We start from the raw sequence: 16,611 nt of genomic DNA, 5'->3' as shown, positions 1-16,611 counted from the left end.
AAAAGGGGGAGGTACTGTGATCGCAACCGCGGCAAGATGCCACGAACCGGGTCAACCGCAGATTAAAGTCGGAGCACACCCAATCCTATAGGCACCCGCCGAATACAACGGATACGGGGTCACCACGGATGGCCACTGATTCAACACGGATTGAACCCACTTGGTAGAGGATTAAAGCTCCGCTGCTGATTAGATGGCAAAGGGGCCGGCGAAGCGCGGGTGTCGGAGCTAAATTCGGCAGCTGTGTATATTGGTTCCCAAACCCCGTCCAGTGAAGCTATTCTTACCCCTACTATTCGTTCTATTGCCAATATTTGCCGTTAGCCAGTCGAGCGTGGATTCCTATGCGGCTGTTACCCCGGTGCAAACCCAACTCGATGCCTACAACACGGGCGATCTGGAGCTTTTCCTCAGTACTTACGCCGACGACATCAAAATATACAACTTCCCGGACGAGCTGACCAGCGAAGGCAAAGAGATCATGCGCGAACGCTACGGCAAAATGTTCCGGGATATGCCCGACTTGCAGTGCCGTCTGGTGAGCCGCACGGTCATGGGCAACCGAATTCTCGACCACGAAAGCGTTAAGTTCAGTGCTGACGGTACGCCACGGGAGGTCATCGCCATCTATCTGGTAGAAGACGGATTGATTTCGGAGGTCAGATTTTTGCGGTGATTCCCAGTCGTCGGCCGACCGAGGCACGAGGCTCGTCCGACGACTAGACAGGAGAGGTGAAGGGGCAGATTAGCTCCGATACTCGGCGGGCGACTTAGGGTCGGCCGACGAGGCAGCCCGAAGTCGTCGGCCGACCGAGGCACGAGGCTCGTCCGCCGACTAAACTGGGGAAGCAAAAGGGTGAATACCTCCGATACTCGGCGGACGAGCTTGGGCTCGGCCGACGAAAGTGATCATGCCGGCATCGGCGGCAGACTCCAACCCTCCCGGTAGCTGTGTTTGATGTACTCCGTGGCGGCTTCCAGCGCGTTCAGTTCGACGCGCTCGGTGGACCAGGTCGGTATGCGGTTGACCATGGCGAAGCCGTCGGTTTTCGTGACCTGCATGGTTTCGTCGGGTCCGATGTTGGTGAAGCGCATGTTGTCTCCGTCCCACTCGAGAACCTTGTTCAGGCCCTTGAGGCGGATGGCCAGGACGCCCAGCAGGACCATCTCGTTGAAGGGGCCGGAGTAGGCGAAGTGGGCCGACGGGTTCACCCGCTGTTCCGGAGATTCCTTGCAGGCCCGGATCCAGTCCTGCTCGTGGGGGCCGTCGCTGTAGTCGACCGAGCCCGGCACCCTGCGGAGGTAGGGCTTTACTTCAGGTATCCGGCCGGAGAGCAAGCGTGGATTGAAGCCTCCCGCATCGCTGATGAGGGTATCCTTGGTGCCGACGAACATACAGCCGCCAAGTCCGTCGCGGATGAGGGGGACTCCCTGGGCCAGCCCTTCGGGCCGGTCGGGCAGGAAGCCGCCGTCGTACCAGTGCACCTTTACCGCGGGCATCTTGACCTTGTCCATGTCGGCGCGGGCGGGGAAGTCGAAGCGCACCTTTTCCGCCTGGGGCGCGCTCTCGGTATTTGCCGTGGTGGAGCTGCCCGAAATCCCTTCGGGGTACTTCAACTTCAGGGCCCGGTACACGGGGTCCATAATGTGGCAGGCCATGTCACCGAAGGCACCGGTGCCGAAGTCCCAGAATCCGCGCCAGTTCCAGGGCGTGTAAATTTCGTGGTAGGGCCGCATGGGGGCGGGGCCGATGAAGAGGTCCCAGTCGAAATTATCCGGAATGGGCATGGCTTCTTCGGGGCGCTCCAATCCCTGGGGCCAGATGGGGCGGTCGGTCCAGGTATGGGCCTCGGTGACTTCGCCGATCTCGCCGTTCCAGATCCACTCGCAGAGTTGGCGGACGCCGTCTCCGGAGTTGCCCTGGTTGCCCATTTGAGTGGCTACGGGGTATTCGGCGGCGAGTCTGGTCAGCAGGCGCGATTCGTAGATGGAGTGGGTGAGCGGCTTCTGGCAGTACACGTGCTTGTTCATCATCATGGCCGTAGCCGCGATGGCCGCGTGGGTATGGTCGGCGGTGGCTACCACTACCGCATCCATGGAGTCGCCGAGCTCGTCGAACATCCGACGCCAGTCATAATACTTTTTGGCCTTCGGGAAGGTATCGAAGCACCGCTGGCTGTAGTTCCAGTCGATGTCGCACAGGCCAATGATGTTTTCGGAGTTCATCGCCTGCAGGTTCTGGAGGCCCTTGCCCCCCACGCCGACGCCGACGATGTTCAGCTTATCACTCGGTGCGGTGTAGCCCAGCCCACTGACCACCGAACTGGGAACGATGGAAAAAACGGCACCGGCCGCTAGGCTTTTTTTGACAAAAGTTCTTCGCGAGACGTTGGTTGGCTTAGTGGTCATCGGTAGTTGCCTTTTGGTCTGAGTTATGGGCGTAACTGACGAATGCGAATTTCTTGCCGTCCGGTGCCCAGGAGGGTACGTTGAGTGATCCCTGTCCGCCGGTCAGCGTGCAGAGGGTACGGATCGAGCCGTCTTCAAGGTTGTAGAGGCGCAGGGCGACTTCCTTCATGGCGGGGTGATCGCTGCCCTGGTCCTCGAGGTAGGAGATGAAAACGAAGTGCTTACCGTCGGGGGAGGGGTGGGGGAACCAGTTGGAGTAGCTGTCGTCCGTCAATTGTTCCTGGCGGCTCCCGTCGGGATGCATGCGCCAGATCTCCATGCTGCCGGAGTTGATTGAGTTGTAGTAGATGTGCTTGCCGTCGGGAGCGTATTCGGGGCCATCGTCGAGCCCTTCCGAGTCCGTCAGCTGCACCTCCTGACCACCGGTTGCCGGTACTGCGAACAGGTTGAAGCGGCCTCCCCGCATGGCGGTATACACCAGGGTATCGCTGCCGGGCGACCAGCCGTGCCAGAAGGACGGAACGCTGTCCGTGACTCGGGTGGGTTCACCGCCCTCCGCCGGAACGGTGAAGATGCAGGAAGTGAGCCAGCCGTCGGGGCCCCTTTCGAGGTTGTTGCTGAACGCCAGCATGCGGCCGTCGGGCGAGAAACCGTGGTCGTTGTTGCAGCGATCCGCGGAGCCGGTATTGAATTTTTCCTTCTTCCCGTCCATGGAGACCGTATACAGACTCCCGTTCTGGTTGATCAGGAAGTACTCGCCGTCGGGGCTCCAGTTCGGGGCTTCGAAGTGGCGGTCCTCCTGCATGATCTGCGTTCGCTCGTTGGTTTCGATATCGAATACTTCAAGCGTGGAGACAACCTCCTGTTGCGCGTAGCCGATGGCGGGCATCAGCAGTAGGAGGAGGAAGCAGCGTGTGATATTCACTTTCATAACTCCTTAATTTTGATGTTACGGTACACGACTTTTCCCGCGTTCTGCAGTCCGATGTGGCCGCTGGTGGCTACTCCGTAGTCGGCTACGTCGGCCCACTTTCCCGCTGCTTTGCGCTGCTTCCAGTCGTCGCTGCCCAGTTTGTACTCGACCACTTTCGTGCCGTTGAGCCAGTGCTCTACGCGGGGGTGATTTACGACGATGCGCGTGCTGTTCCATTCGCCGGCCGGCCGGGGTTCGGCGCCTTCCGGAGCGTGCATGGCGTAATTGCCGGCCGTGCGTTGATTTGGTTCCAGCGGGTCGGACCACCCTTCGTCGTCCATGACTTGGTATTCGGGGGCCGCTTCGTAGATGGGCGTGGCGGGGTCCCGCTGGGCGTGGTAAAAGATGCCCGAACTGTTCCCGGGCTCGACCTTCCACTCCAGTGCAAGCTCGAAGTTGTCGTATTCCTCCCGGGTGATCAGGTCCTGGTCCGCGTCCCAGCCGGCTCCCGAGGCGTGGAGCTCTCCGTCCCGGAACTCCCATCCCCGCAGCGCGTCGCCGTTGTACATTTCCCACTCCGTGAGGTCGGCATCGAGCAGGTCGACCCACTCACTGGAGGGAGCCGCTGTCGCGGTGGCTGATTCCGTTTGTCGGGCGGGGTCGCGGGAGCAGGAGAATACTGCCAAAGCAACGAGGGCGGAAAGCAAAGTGTAACGGTATTGCATAGATTCGACATTCAGCGGTAACCGCAGTTGTAAGTTTTAACATGTATTGGGTGGGGCACCCTCCCCGGCTAATCGTAGTCCTTCCATCAACGATACGAAAAATGGGTGAGCTGGGCAAGCAGGGAATTAATATCGGTCATTCGCGCGAAATTTATTGTTGGTGTTGTAACGCGAAAGGGGTGTGTGATAATAGAGGGGTATAGCCACTTTACTGGAGTTCGTCACCCGAAAAAGGGAATACGACATCCACTACAGACCATCCATAAATCTCACCGTCATGCTACTTTTTTACCTGCTTGCCGGGGCGCTTCGGCTGCTCCGCTACCTCCTCGTGCTGCCCCTCCTGATCGGACTGACGGCAACCACCATGGCTCAAACCCCGGTACTCATCGATTTTGAAGGGCTGTCGGGCACCCTCACCGACAACCTGCAAAGTAGCCAGGGTATTTCTTTCGGGGATCCAAGTATTCCTCTGCAAGATCTGCCGCCGCTCAATCTGGGTACCCCCGGCCCGGTCACCATATTTCCCCGGCCCAATGCCCCTTCCGGGAGCAACGTGGCCGCCAACTGTAGGGGTGGTATCAGCTGCGAGTTTCCCGCCGGTGCCGTGCTGATGGAGTTCGACGAGACCATATCGGAGTTGTCCTTCCGCATTCAGGGATTCAACACATCTGATCAGTTCCTCATCTATGGGTACAACGACCTCGGGGTAGTCACCCTCCTGAGCACCGTTGCCGTTACGACGGATTACCAGACGGTCCGGGTGTCCGGAGCGCGGGGGTATATCATCGACCTGCTCGCCAGCACTGCGGTGAGGACTTTCTTTATCGATGATATTGTCTACACTCCGACCCAGCGTCCCGATCAACTTACGATGGATTGCGGTACCGGAGAGGAGCTCCTGGAGCGGTTGGAAACCGATCGCGTGTTCCGCCAGAATTACGACCGTATCGAGCGGCTCACCGAGGAATACATTCGTACTCTGCGCGAAGGAGATGAACTCGGCTTCGGTGGCGAAGTAATCACCATTCCGGTCGTGGTGCACGTGGTGTACAATACGGCCGCACAGAATATATCGGACGCCCAGGTGGAAAGTCAGATCGACGCCCTGAACGAACTGTTTCGGGCCACCAACGCCAGCATCGGATCGGTACCCTCCGCGTTCTCCCCTCAGGTGGCCGATATGCAGGTACAGTTTGCCCTGGCCAGTCGGGATCCGGACTGCGAACCCACAAACGGCATCACGCGGACCTCGACCAGCGTAACCTCCTTTACCAAAAGCTCCATCAGTACCGACCCCCTGGTGCGTAACCCCGTAAAATTTGCGGCTACGGGTGGTAAGGCAGGCTGGCCGTCGGATGATTACCTGAACATCTGGGTCTGCAACCTCTCCAGTGGGTTGCTCGGCTAATCCTCCTGGCCCGCCGACCTGGCTACCCGCCCGGCGGAGGATGGGGTGGTCATGGATTACGTGGCCTTCGGCACCCTCGGAACAGCTACCAGTCCCTTCGATTTGGGTTACGTCTGCGGTCACGAGATCGGCCACTGGCTTAACCTCCGGCACATTTGGGGGGACGACACTACGGAACCCGACAACTGCGCCTTTTCCGACTTGGTGGACGATACCCCGAACCAGGGGCCGAACAACACCGGTTGCCCGAGTTTCCCCAGCGTGACGTGCGACAATGGTCCGAACGGGGACATGTTCATGAACCAGATGGACTACACCGACGATGCCTGTCGTACGATGTTTACGGTAGGGCAGCACGTACGGGCAGCCGCCACGCTGTTCGGCGTCCGCGCATCCATCATTGGTTCCGATGCCCTGTCGCCCCCACCCGCCAGTCCGGCCACGCCCGACCTGTGGTCCGCCGACACTTACGACGATGTGGGCGACGAGCCCAACGCCTCCACGGAAGCCATGTACCACAGTGCCGACATCTGGGTACGGCGAACCAACGACGGGTTCCTGAATCAGGAGCACCAAAATCCGGTGTACCGCCCTTCTTCCGAGCCCAACTACGTGTACGTACGCGTCCGCAATCGGGGCTGTGACGGCAGCCAGTCCGGCACGACCAATCTGTACTGGGCGAAGGCGGGATCCGGACTCAGCTGGCCCTCCCCCTGGGACGGCAGCGTCGTTTCCCCCGCACTGATGGGCGACCCCATCGGTAGCCAGGCGGTGACCGTCGCCGGCGGTGAATTCGAGATACTGGAGTTCGAGTGGGTCGTGCCGAATCCGGACGATTACGCCGCCATCCCGGGCGATCAGGCCCACTTCTGTTTGCTGTCGCGTACGGAGACACCGGGCGGAATGACCTTTCCCGAGACCGGTAACCTATACCAGAACGTACAGAACAACAACAACATCGTCTGGAAGAACATCAGCATCGGCTCCGAAGCGGAAGAGGAAGGCGGTTTCGTCAGTCAGGTAATCGTAGGCAACTTCTCCGAAGGGTTTCAGCGGGTAAATCTCCAGTTCGATCTGCCGGGACGGGAAGTGCGCTCCCTCTTCGATCACGGGCGGGTGACCGTAGAGCTGGGCGATCTCTACGAAATATGGCGGGACAACGACGCCCAGGGAACGGACATTCTCATCCCCGAACAGGGGATCATTGAGCTGCTCGGTCCGGGTTCCTCCATCGACCTGCTTCCCCTGGAAGCCGGCGATCTCTACGGCATCCAGGTGCGCTTCATCCCTGACGACAATCCGATCAATGCCGTATACGCCCTGAACATGACGCAGGTGGATGCGGAGACCCTCGCTCCGATCGGCGGCAATCAGTTTCGCTTCCGCACCGCGGCCCGGGGGGTGATCCTTCCCGGAGACGGCGGAGGTTCGGGGGGCGACGATGGTCCGCTGGTGGCACTCGATTGTCCGCAGGAGACGGCACAGTTCTGTGAATTTCCCCTTACGGTACGGATCGACATGAGCGGCGTTCCCAGCCCCGACCACTTCCTTGGCAACTTTACGGCGGCGCTGTACTACGATTCTACGGAAATAGAGTACGTCGGCGACGCGGAAATACTGTCGGGGTACACCGGTCAGATCAATGCGACTACCCCCGGGGTTATCATCTTTAACGGAGCCGACGCAACGGGCCGGGCGGGAGACGTGCCCGTCTTCACCGCCCGCTTCCGGGCCCTGGCTCCCGCCGGTACCACCGTGGATCCCGATCTCATTCTGCGCACCGCGGCTGCCGCAACCACCTTCCGGGATTTGCTGCCGGATGCTAGCGTAGAGAACTGCAACTTCGTCATCTCAGAAAATCAACTGCTCGGCGACGTGAACGGTGACGGTCGGATAAATTCAACCGACGCTGCCCTGATTCTGGCTTATGCTGTGGGCAATCCGATTCCCACAAGCGCACTGGCCCGCATAGAATCGGGTATTGCCGACGTAGATACTAACGGAATCGTCACCGCCGCCGACGCCCTCGTGATCATCTCCTACGACGTGGGCTTACCGGTCGGCTACCCCTTGGGCACTGCTACCGTCTGTACCAACGACGCCCGACCAGAGATGGATAAACCGGCCGAGGCGGGTCCGGTAGTGCCCGTAGAGATCACACCTGAGCTGGACGGTACCGGTTATTTGGTACCCCTACGGGTGGACATGCGCAACAGTGGCGAGCGACTGGGCAGCTACCAAATGGACTTCACCTGGGACCCCACCCAGTGGCGCTTTGGCGGACTGGAAGACGGGTCGACCCCCGGCTTTGCCCGCCCGACCGTCAACCTGGAAGAAACCGCGTCGGGTAAGCTGCGGCTTGCGCACGCCAACGCTTACGGTGCGGACGGCATGGTTCACCTGGGTAGTGTGCGACTGATTCCGCAAGTCATGGGTACCGAAAGCAAACCTGAGCCTGAAGTTTACCTGAGCGACCTTACCGCGGCTGGCACCTTTCATGCGCTCGAACCGCAGGTGGTAAGTGAGACCACGGCGGTCGGTGATCCCGACGGGATCGAAGGAGTGACCTTTTCCGCCTTCCCCAATCCGTTCCGGGGAGCGACTTCCCTTACCGTGGGCCTAACCCGGGCGGGTTCACTGACGCTGACCGTTCTCGACGGACGGGGACGGGAGGTGGCGGAACTTGCTTCCGGCAACTATCCTGCCGGGGTACACCGCTTCGACTGGAGCACCGACCGTACTTCGCCCCTGCCCGCCGGCATTTACGTGGCGCGCATTCGACTGGGTAATCAAGTTATGGCGAAACGCCTGGTGCTGCTTCGCTGATCGACTGACCTGAGTGTTCTTTTTTTCCGCGCCCGGACAGCTCACTGCTGCCGGGCGCAGTTTTTATGCTTGTTAAGGATACGTAAACGGCTGGTGCGTGTGATCGAGGTCACCGAAGAAAGAGGGGGAGCTGGCTAGGTTTGTGACATCGCAACCTAACTCACCGACTATGCACCAACTTACCGTCAGCCGTACCTCCGTCCGTATCCTCCGCATTTTCCTCAGTGGGATCTTCCTGGTAGCCGGGGCGAATCACCTGCTCAACGTCGACCAGACCGTAGCGCGCATGCACCAGGCGAGCCTGAAGAACTTTGCGCTTTACTTCGGCGAGCCGGGCTGGCTGGTGATCCTTTCGGGCATCGTCATGCTGACGGCCGGACTCGCCCTGCTGGCGGGCTTCCTGACTCGCTGGGCGGCGCTGGTGTTGCTACTGGTGCTCATTCCGATCACCATCACCGTACAACTGGGGCAGATGACCACCCTCGGGCCGCTCTTTAAGAACGTGGCCATCGCGGGCGGACTGCTCTTCTTTATCCTTAATACGTTTACTCCTTCAAACCAACCCGATGAAACGCTTCCTTCTCGCAATTCTACTCCTCAGCCTGACCACCTCGTTTAGCAGCGGCCTGTTCGCCCAGGACACCACCCGCACGACTCCCTACCACCAGCAGACGAACAACTACGTCGTGCTGACCAAGAAGATCCCCCAACTCAAGCCCATCCTACTGACCGCCGAGGCATTTAAGCAGGAAGACGGCGACACCTTCGGAGATTTTCGGATCGTCATCTGCGGACAGGGCATCGTTGATATTACTGATCGCGCGCAGATCGATCCCTTCATCGCCCAGGCGAAGGAATTTGGCGTCAAGCTCGTCGCCTGCGGCTTCTCGCTCGACAAATTCAAGGTGGCCCGCACCGATGTGCCCGCTGACATCGAGATCGTCGACAACGGAATCCAGTACAACTTCACCCTGCAGAAAGCGGGCTATTACTCGCTGAGCCTATGAGTCCGGGAACGAAAAAAGACCTGATGTTTTACGGCATCGCCGGTACGATCGCGCTGCTGCTGTACCTCACCGGTCTGCATACCCAGGCCATTGCGTACGTTCAGCAGGGCATTCTGGCGACCGGGCTCATTCGGCCGGATACCGAATTAGTTCGCTCTTCACCGACCGACACGGCACCTGCGCGCCCCGCCCGAATGGAGAACCTGGACTTCCGGATGGTCGACGCTGCAGGCGAGGTGGTGGCGGCGGAACGTCTGGCGGGAAAAGTGATTTTCCTGAACCTCTGGGCCGTGTGGTGCCCGCCCTGTCTGGCCGAAATGCCGGGCATCGACCGGCTGTACCGCGACTTTGCCGACGACGAGCGCGTGGCCTTCGTGCTGCTGAACGTGGAGCGCGACTTTACGAAGGGGAGGGCACTGGTGGAGGATCGTGGATTTGCATTTCCCGTCTATCAGTTGTTGGGCCCGCTGCCCGCGGAACTTGCTTCGTCTACTTTGCCGACCACCTACGTGCTGGGACCGGCGGGTGAGGTGCTACTCAGCCACCGTGGAATGGCGGATTACGATACGGAGGAGTTTCGGGAAGTACTCGAGAAGTTGGCAGCGGAAGCAGAGTAGATCAGACGCAAGGGTTTTTTCTGAGAAAGGGGTAGTAATTATCAGGATATAGTTTGTTTTCCACAAGGTTTGGAAAATAAAGTTCTAAAAACTTGTCTAAACACAATAAATAATTACTTTTGGGCAACCCCAGCCGTTTTCGGCGCCCACCTTTCCCCTCTTTTCCACACACTTACCCCTCCGCAACTTTTGCCGTCCGGCAATTGGCAGACCCGCTATGGGGGAACAACTCAGTCCCATGTTATACCTCTACCGTACGTTTCTTTTCCTCTGCCTGTCGGTGGGGTTATCAGCCGTTGCTACGGCCCAGGCGGGGTACTTTCCCGAGTGTGCGGAACTGGCAAGCGGGTTCGGCACTTCCAGCAGCGTTCACCGCTTCTGTGTCTCCCAGGCTACGAGCGACTACTACATCCGCTTCAGCTACCAGAACATTGCTCCGGCCGGAGTGGCCTGCGACTGTAGCGAGCCGCAGCGGGAGATCATTGTTGCCCGCGAAAGTTTTCGTAGCGGCAACAACTACTTTCGGTTTTCCCCGGCCAGCAGCACGATAACCGGTTCCTATGATTATGGTTTCGGGCCGGGACAGAAGGGCGATTTTTATCCCCGTGCGGTCTATTCCGGCAGCAAGGCCTTTGTTACCTGTGCAACCACCTTCACCTGTTACGAAGAATCCCGCGGTGACGCGTCCGGCAGCCTTGGAGCCATCACCGGTTCTACCGAGCCCATTCGCAAGCCGGGGAATTTGTCGGCCACCGACGGTGCCTTTGACGATAAGATTGTGGTTAGCTGGACCCGCACGACCGACATTCCCACCAATTTGCATCGGTATCAGGTTTACCGCGATGGCGAGCTTCTCCATACGCTTCCGGGAACCCAGACCAGCTTTGAGGACGAAAACATCGAACCCAACAAAACCTACACTTACGAAGTGACGACCCGCGCCGGTGGTTGGGGCGGTCATGAATCCGACCCGGTGACGGATAAGGGCTCCTCCTACCAGCCCTTCCTGAACGCCAGCGACGGGACGCGCTACAACTCCGTGCGGCTGGAGTGGGCCAATATGTCCAATGTGGCGGAGGAAATTCGCCTGGAGCGCTCGTACCTGGATGAGAATAGCGTGGAGGTGCGGGAAGAACTCGTCGTCCTGAGCAAGAATGCCGAGGGCTACAACGATCAGGACGCCATTCCCGGTTTCGCTTACACTTACCACCTCATCCCCATCGGGGGAACGGCCCTGGCGTTAAGCGATGTGGGCTACAGTCGTCCGGACGGCGTCATCAAAGGCTACGTGCGCTCCACCCTCGGGGCCGGAGTAAGTGGCGTAGACATATCGGTGAAACTGACCGAGTCCATACCCGCCGGCGGGGCGGCCTATCCGGTGACCTGTGACGTGCAGAGCTACTGCGCCACGACGGATATCGACGGCTACTACGAGATCCGCGACATTTACTACCACGAGCAGGCGTCCTTTCGGGTTGAGCCCGAAAAGATCGGTACCAGCGTCACCCATGCCTTCAAGCCCGTGCAGCTAACCCGCATACTGGACGTGAACGCCAAGACGCTCAGCGGGGTAGATTTTACCGACGAGACGGTCTTTACCGTGGCGGGAAAGGTACACTATCCGGCTTATCAGGGGCAGGGACCCGAGTGTGGCGTACCCGAGGTTAAGATCCTGATCGACAGTGCGGATTACGGCATCCGTACCGACAACAACGGCAACTGGAGCTTCTCCATTCAGGACGAGGGGACTTACTCCGTCACCCCGGTCTTCCTGCACCACACCTTCGTACCCAGCGGAGCGGTGACCAACCCTTCCTCGATCCTGGTGGAAGGTGACGTGATCGACATCGACTTCGAGAACACCACCACCGATTCCTTGCGCATCGTGGTACAGGGAAGTTGCAACACCAGCCTCGGAACAGCGACCAAGGTGACGGTTTCCTCAAGTGACCCATTCTGCTACAACGTCGTGCATCCCATACCCGAGAGTGGTGTACTGACCCTTTACAACCTGCCCGCCCGGGCCTACCGGGTGCGGGTAACCGAGGTGGCCAGTACCAACGTCTATGGTCAAATCGGAAACAAACCGCTCATCGTCGACCTGACCGTCCGCGACACTTCCGAGCTGATCACCGAAAATGAGACGACCACCATCACGCCGGCGATCATCGATACGCTGAGAAACGACTCCATCATCATCATCCAGCCGGCCGATACCGTGCTTGCGGGTTCTTTCGATACCCTCCGAGCCGATGTGGAGCCACAGGCGCGCTTCATCTACCGGGCACCGCTGATCATCACGGACAACCTGCACGAGGTGGCGAAGGTGCCGGCTTGCGCAAGTCCCGGATCCGATCTGGAGTACATCATGGAGCAAGGGGAGGCCTACACCATTACACTGGAAATACGTGAGGACGTGGACGTGGATTGCTACCTCGACACGGGCTTCGTCAAAATCTACGACTTCATCTCCGACCGCGGGGGCGAGGCCATCCGCCTGCCGATCAAGAACGGGCAGGTCATCTACACCATCGAGCCCGGTGCGCCGAACCTGGCCACCAACGGTGGGGAACGGGATTACCAAAAACTGCTCTACGTGATTCCGGAAGTGGATTTCGCGGAGTCCCAACCCATTGAATTATGGGCCCTGGTGGAGGGGGTGAAGGCGAATACGCCGACCTTCATCAGCCGCACGCCGGATATTCCCATGCTGATCCTGCACGATCCTCCGGGAGACAACAGCTATGCCTTCGTCGAAAAGGGGACTACCATCGAGGCCTTTACCACTGTTGAAACCGAAGTCGGCGGTGCCGCGGGCGGATTTGTCGACCTGCTGCTGGGTGCCAAATTCAAGACGCCCTTTAGCGGCCACGGTTTTGGTACTATTATTCGCTTTTCCGCCGAGGCAGGGCGTGATAATTTCAACCGGGAGGGCATCAAAACCAGCATGACCTTCAACGAGACCTTCAAGACGTCGGATCTGGAGAACATCACCGGTCACGACGGCGACGTCTACGTCGGTGCCGCCTTTAACCAGGAATTTTCACTCTCGGAGTCACTTTCCTACAACGAGGACAGTTGTAAGGCACTGGTCGATATCATCCCGGCCATGGCGGATAACACCTTTGCTACCACCTTCATTTACACGGAGCAGCACATCCGAAACGTCCTGCTCCCGACCTACGGCGTCATACGCGCCAACCTGCAGGACAACAGGGACTTCATTACGCTTGACATAGTAGAGCAGACGCAGATCAACAACCTGATCATGGACAGTCTCTCCTGGGAGAACATCCTGGCCAAGAACGACACCGCCCGGGGGGAGAACGCCGTATTCCAGGAGAACATCAGTTTCAGCGCGGGGGCATCCTACGCCGAGGACTGGGAGTCCAGCGGATCATCGAGCGTTTCCTACGAGTACACCCGCTTCGTGAATACGGAATTCGCCATCGGTGCGAAGATCGACAACGTCGGGGGCATCTGGTTCGAGAGCTCACTGGGCCTTACGGGTCGGTTTCGCTTCTCCACCACCAATAATACGGGGTCGGAGACCACCAATACCCGTAAGGTAGGCTACATCCTGGAGGACAACGACATCGGCGACTTTTTCAGCGTTGACATTTTGCGAGACACCAGCTACGACGTGCCCGCGTTTAACCTCAAACTCGGTACTTCGAGTTGCCCCCAGGAACCGGGTACCCAGGGCCGTGATAGCACCACCATCCAGATTCCGTTTCCCGAGCGCGAGGACGTACCCGCAGACGGTACCGCCAAATTTTCCTGCCGGATCACCAACTGGAGCCAAAGCCGGGAGACCAGGGAATACCACGTCCGTACGGTAAGTACCACGAACCCCGACGGAGCTATACTCTTCCTGGGTGGGCACCGGATCAACAACAGCCCGGCTTCCTTCTTCCTGGAGTACGGACAGACGCTTGACTTAGCGCTGGACGTCCAGCGCGGCCCGCGCGCCAGTAATTATCAGGATATCGGTATCATGGTGTACCCCCCCTGTGAATACGAGTTGTGGCAGGACAATGGCGTACTGCGAAACGCCGATACTGCCTACATCCAGCTCCTGAATTTCTCCACGGAATGCACCAACATCAGCCTGCGCTACCCCTTCAATAACTGGGTGGTCAATGCGGCCTCTCCGGCACTGATGAAAACGACACTGTCGGGATATGATCTGAATAATGAAAAATTCGAATCGGTCAGCCTGGAAGTGCGCCGGGAGGGTGAAGGGTATGCCGAAATCCTCAACGTTGCAAAGGACCAATTGCAGGGGGCAAACTACGATTACCTCCTCAACGTGACCAACTTCCCGGACGGAGCCTACACCTTCCGGGCGGTGGCCTACTGCGGATCGGAGGGCGTCACCTACTCCAGCGAAAAGCGCGGCATCGTCGACCGCAAGAGTCTCGCACCCTTCGGGTACCCGCAGCCGAGCGACGGCTTCCTGCGTCCGGGCGGGGAGATCTCCGTCACCTTCGATAAACCGGTCGACTGCGCCTTCCCCGCCGTGGGCAACAATCCCGTCTTCCGACTGACCCGGGCGGATACCGACGCCGACATACCGGTGACCGTAAGCTGCAGTGGCGACAAGATCATCCTGCAGACTAATCCCCCGCTCACCGACCGGCCCGACCTCGCCGGCGTCGTACTCAACGCCCACGTTGACAGCCTAATGGACCTGAACGGAAACGTACAGAAGTACGCTACCGACTGGTCCTTCAAGGTCAATTCCCGCCCCGTGTTCTGGGATCCCTCGCCGGTCACCTATACCGGGAACGCCGGAGAGACGCACGTCGTCGAAGCAGTACTGAAGAACAACTCCCTGCTGTCAAAGCCCTTTACGCTCGACCAACAGGATACTTCCGGAGTAGTCACCTATCCAGACTGGCTGAGTCCGAGGCGGATCAACGGGACCATCCTACCGAACGGCGATGAGGTGATCAAATTCGATCTCGATCCCGAACTGACGCCGGGCATTTACACCGGAACCATCGTAGCCCTGGTCGACGGTGAGGCCATACCCACCGAAGTGAGGGTAGAACTGGTGGCCAAACCCGTGTACTGGCCCTTCGACCCGACCGAATTCCAGCACAGCATGACGCTGGTGACCACCTTCAGTCTCGATGGCACCGATGATCTACTTTCCACCGATGAACGCGACCTCGTCGGCGCCTTCGTCAACGGCGAGATCCGTGGAGTGACGAATATCGAATATGTCCCCTCCCTCGACCTCTACCGTGCCTTCCTCACCATTTACAGCAACGACGTGGGCGGGAACAACGGCGAGGAGATTACCTTCCGCTTCTGGCACGCCCTCAACGGGGTGGAGTACGGGGCGGTGGAGCGACTGACCTTCGTGACGGGTACCTCCCAGGGCTCGCCGGAGCAGCCGCTGATCCTGCATCCCGAGGGCGTCTTCCAGGTCATCCCTTTAAATGTGGGCTGGAACTGGGTCTCGCTGAACGTGCAGACCGACGATATGACCCGCGAGCACCTGCTGGGCAGCATCGTTGGCGATCAGACCACCAACGACGTAGTGGTCAAGAGCCAGAGCAACATGACTTCCCACGAGGCGGGCAAGAGCTGGAACGGCAACCTCAAAACCCTCGAATTGGGTGAGGGCTACCTGGTTCACCTCAGTACTCATCCCGATACGCTGAAGGTCGTCGGTCTTCCGAGCCCGACGCCCATTGACGTCGCGGTGAGCCGACAGTGGAACTGGATCGGGTATCCGCAGCTGGAACAGCGATCGGTGAACGACGTCCTCGACGGACTCAATGCCTCCGCGGGCGATCAGCTCAAGGGGCAGCGCACCTTCTCCGTTTACAACGATGCGGCCGCCGGCTGGGTGGGTAACCTTAGTCAGTTCGTACCCGGAAGTGGGTACAAACTCCACCTGGCCAGGTCGGGCACCATCAGCTTCCCCACGCCGAAAAGTTCCGGTTACGACGTAACGCCCGGTGAGTACGAGCATAACCTGAGCGTAGTGGGCACCTTCGACCTGTCGGTCCTCGACGAAGCGACCTACAGTCCGCTCGACGTGGTGGCATTCGTCGACGGCGAGGTGCGCGGCCGGGGCAGTCTGGAATACTGTCCTTCGGTCAAGGCTCACCGCACCTTCCTGCTGGTCCACGGCAACGCAGAGGATTTTGACCACGAGATCACCTTCCGCATCCTGAATACCGAAACCGACCGGGAGTACACCGCCGACGGCGATCCGATCCCCTTCGCTCCGGACCTGCTGGTCGGCAACATCGACGAACCGTACCCCTACCTGAGCATGAGCACTTCGGCTTACGATCCGGTGCCCGCTGGCTACGAATTACTCGGTGCCGCTCCGAATCCGACCACCGGTCGGCTTACCATCTCCTTCCGCATTCCGGTGCAGGAGGAAGTTGAGATCACCATCCTCGACCTGAACGGCCGACAGCTACGGCCCGCCCTGCGCAACGACTACGCGGCCGGCATCAATCAGCAGACCGTCGACCTGAGCGAATTGCCGGCTGGCATCTACTTCTACCGCCTGGAATCACCTGGGTTTAGTGCCTCCAGAAAGGTGGTGGTGCATTAAGGGGTGGAGTGACTTCACTGGGAAAAGGCGCGGTCGGTGATTGCGCCTTTTTTCTGTGGGTTAAAGTGAACGCGGCGGGACGGCACGAACCAGTACCGCGGCGAGACGCCACGAACC

The 16,611-nt window shown here is 59.3% G+C and carries 10 protein-coding genes; 7 read left to right on the top strand and 3 right to left on the bottom strand.

What is annotated here, in order from left to right; all coding sequences use genetic code 11:
- The first annotated feature begins 271 nt into the window (after positions 1-271).
- Positions 272-676, top strand: a complete 405-nt coding sequence (locus GGR28_RS08970; RefSeq protein ID WP_183495448.1) for a nuclear transport factor 2 family protein — start codon at positions 272-274, stop codon at positions 674-676.
- A gap of 233 nt (positions 677-909) precedes the next feature.
- On the opposite strand, the gene GGR28_RS08965 is transcribed toward GGR28_RS08970, so the two are convergent.
- From GGR28_RS08965 to GGR28_RS08955, 3 genes are read right to left on the bottom strand one after another with little or no spacing between them, the layout of a single operon-like run.
- The gene (locus tag GGR28_RS08965) at positions 910-2,409 is read right to left on the bottom strand and encodes a Gfo/Idh/MocA family protein (RefSeq protein WP_183495447.1); all 1,500 of its coding nucleotides are present in this window, start codon (positions 2,407-2,409) and stop codon (positions 910-912) included.
- On the bottom strand, positions 2,399-3,340 hold the full coding sequence (locus GGR28_RS08960) for a TolB family protein (RefSeq protein ID WP_183495446.1): 942 nt from the start codon (positions 3,338-3,340) through the stop codon (positions 2,399-2,401). The genes GGR28_RS08965 and GGR28_RS08960 overlap by 11 nt, the downstream gene beginning before the upstream one ends.
- On the bottom strand, positions 3,337-4,047 hold the full coding sequence (locus GGR28_RS08955) for a 3-keto-disaccharide hydrolase (protein ID WP_183495445.1): 711 nt from the start codon (positions 4,045-4,047) through the stop codon (positions 3,337-3,339). The genes GGR28_RS08960 and GGR28_RS08955 overlap by 4 nt, the downstream gene beginning before the upstream one ends.
- Positions 4,048-4,324: 277 nt before the next feature.
- Between GGR28_RS08955 and GGR28_RS18890 the strand changes: the two genes are divergently transcribed.
- From GGR28_RS18890 to GGR28_RS08925, 6 genes are all read left to right on the top strand, one after another.
- A complete protein-coding gene (locus GGR28_RS18890) occupies positions 4,325-5,458 on the top strand; it encodes a zinc metalloprotease (RefSeq protein WP_221233851.1) in 1,134 nt (377 codons plus the stop codon).
- Positions 5,459-5,509: 51 nt separating this feature from the next.
- The gene (locus GGR28_RS18885; protein ID WP_221233850.1) at positions 5,510-8,284 is read left to right on the top strand and encodes a dockerin type I domain-containing protein; all 2,775 of its coding nucleotides are present in this window, start codon (positions 5,510-5,512) and stop codon (positions 8,282-8,284) included.
- 169 nt (positions 8,285-8,453) lie between these two features.
- Complete coding sequence (locus GGR28_RS08940) at positions 8,454-8,903, top strand: DoxX family protein (protein WP_183495444.1); 450 nt, start codon at positions 8,454-8,456, stop codon at positions 8,901-8,903.
- Positions 8,851-9,291 (top strand): DsrE family protein, encoded by a 441-nt coding sequence (locus GGR28_RS08935; protein WP_183495443.1) that lies wholly within the window; start codon positions 8,851-8,853, stop codon positions 9,289-9,291. Before GGR28_RS08940 ends, GGR28_RS08935 begins: the two co-directional genes overlap by 53 nt.
- Positions 9,288-9,908 (top strand): TlpA family protein disulfide reductase, encoded by a 621-nt coding sequence (locus GGR28_RS08930; RefSeq protein WP_183495442.1) that lies wholly within the window; start codon positions 9,288-9,290, stop codon positions 9,906-9,908. The genes GGR28_RS08935 and GGR28_RS08930 overlap by 4 nt, the downstream gene beginning before the upstream one ends.
- Positions 9,909-10,146: 238 nt before the next feature.
- Positions 10,147-16,494, top strand: coding sequence for a T9SS type A sorting domain-containing protein (locus GGR28_RS08925; protein WP_183495441.1), 6,348 nt, complete (start codon positions 10,147-10,149; stop codon positions 16,492-16,494).
- Positions 16,495-16,611 lie beyond the last annotated feature (117 nt).

It is taken from the genome of Neolewinella aquimaris (assembly GCF_014197245.1).
GTDB classification, from domain to species: Bacteria; Bacteroidota; Bacteroidia; order Chitinophagales; family Saprospiraceae; genus Neolewinella; species Neolewinella aquimaris.
The sequence above is the reverse complement of the archived record's forward strand: the minus strand, read 5'-3'. Positions and strand labels throughout refer to the sequence as shown.

Excerpts from the sequence above, each read along its gene's own strand:
- GGR28_RS08935 (WP_183495443.1), top strand. The coding sequence starts at position 8,851 with ATGAAACGCTTCCTTCTCGCAATTCTACTCCTCAGCCTGACCACCTCG.
- GGR28_RS18885 (WP_221233850.1), top strand. The coding sequence starts at position 5,510 with ATGGATTACGTGGCCTTCGGCACCCTCGGAACAGCTACCAGTCCCTTC.
- GGR28_RS18890 (WP_221233851.1), top strand. The coding sequence starts at position 4,325 with ATGCTACTTTTTTACCTGCTTGCCGGGGCGCTTCGGCTGCTCCGCTAC.
- GGR28_RS08930 (WP_183495442.1), top strand. The coding sequence starts at position 9,288 with ATGAGTCCGGGAACGAAAAAAGACCTGATGTTTTACGGCATCGCCGGT.
- GGR28_RS08960 (WP_183495446.1), bottom strand. The coding sequence starts at position 3,340 with ATGAAAGTGAATATCACACGCTGCTTCCTCCTCCTACTGCTGATGCCC.
- GGR28_RS08940 (WP_183495444.1), top strand. The coding sequence starts at position 8,454 with ATGCACCAACTTACCGTCAGCCGTACCTCCGTCCGTATCCTCCGCATT.
- GGR28_RS08955 (WP_183495445.1), bottom strand. The coding sequence starts at position 4,047 with ATGCAATACCGTTACACTTTGCTTTCCGCCCTCGTTGCTTTGGCAGTA.
- GGR28_RS08965 (WP_183495447.1), bottom strand. The coding sequence starts at position 2,409 with ATGACCACTAAGCCAACCAACGTCTCGCGAAGAACTTTTGTCAAAAAA.
- GGR28_RS08925 (WP_183495441.1), top strand. The coding sequence starts at position 10,147 with ATGTTATACCTCTACCGTACGTTTCTTTTCCTCTGCCTGTCGGTGGGG.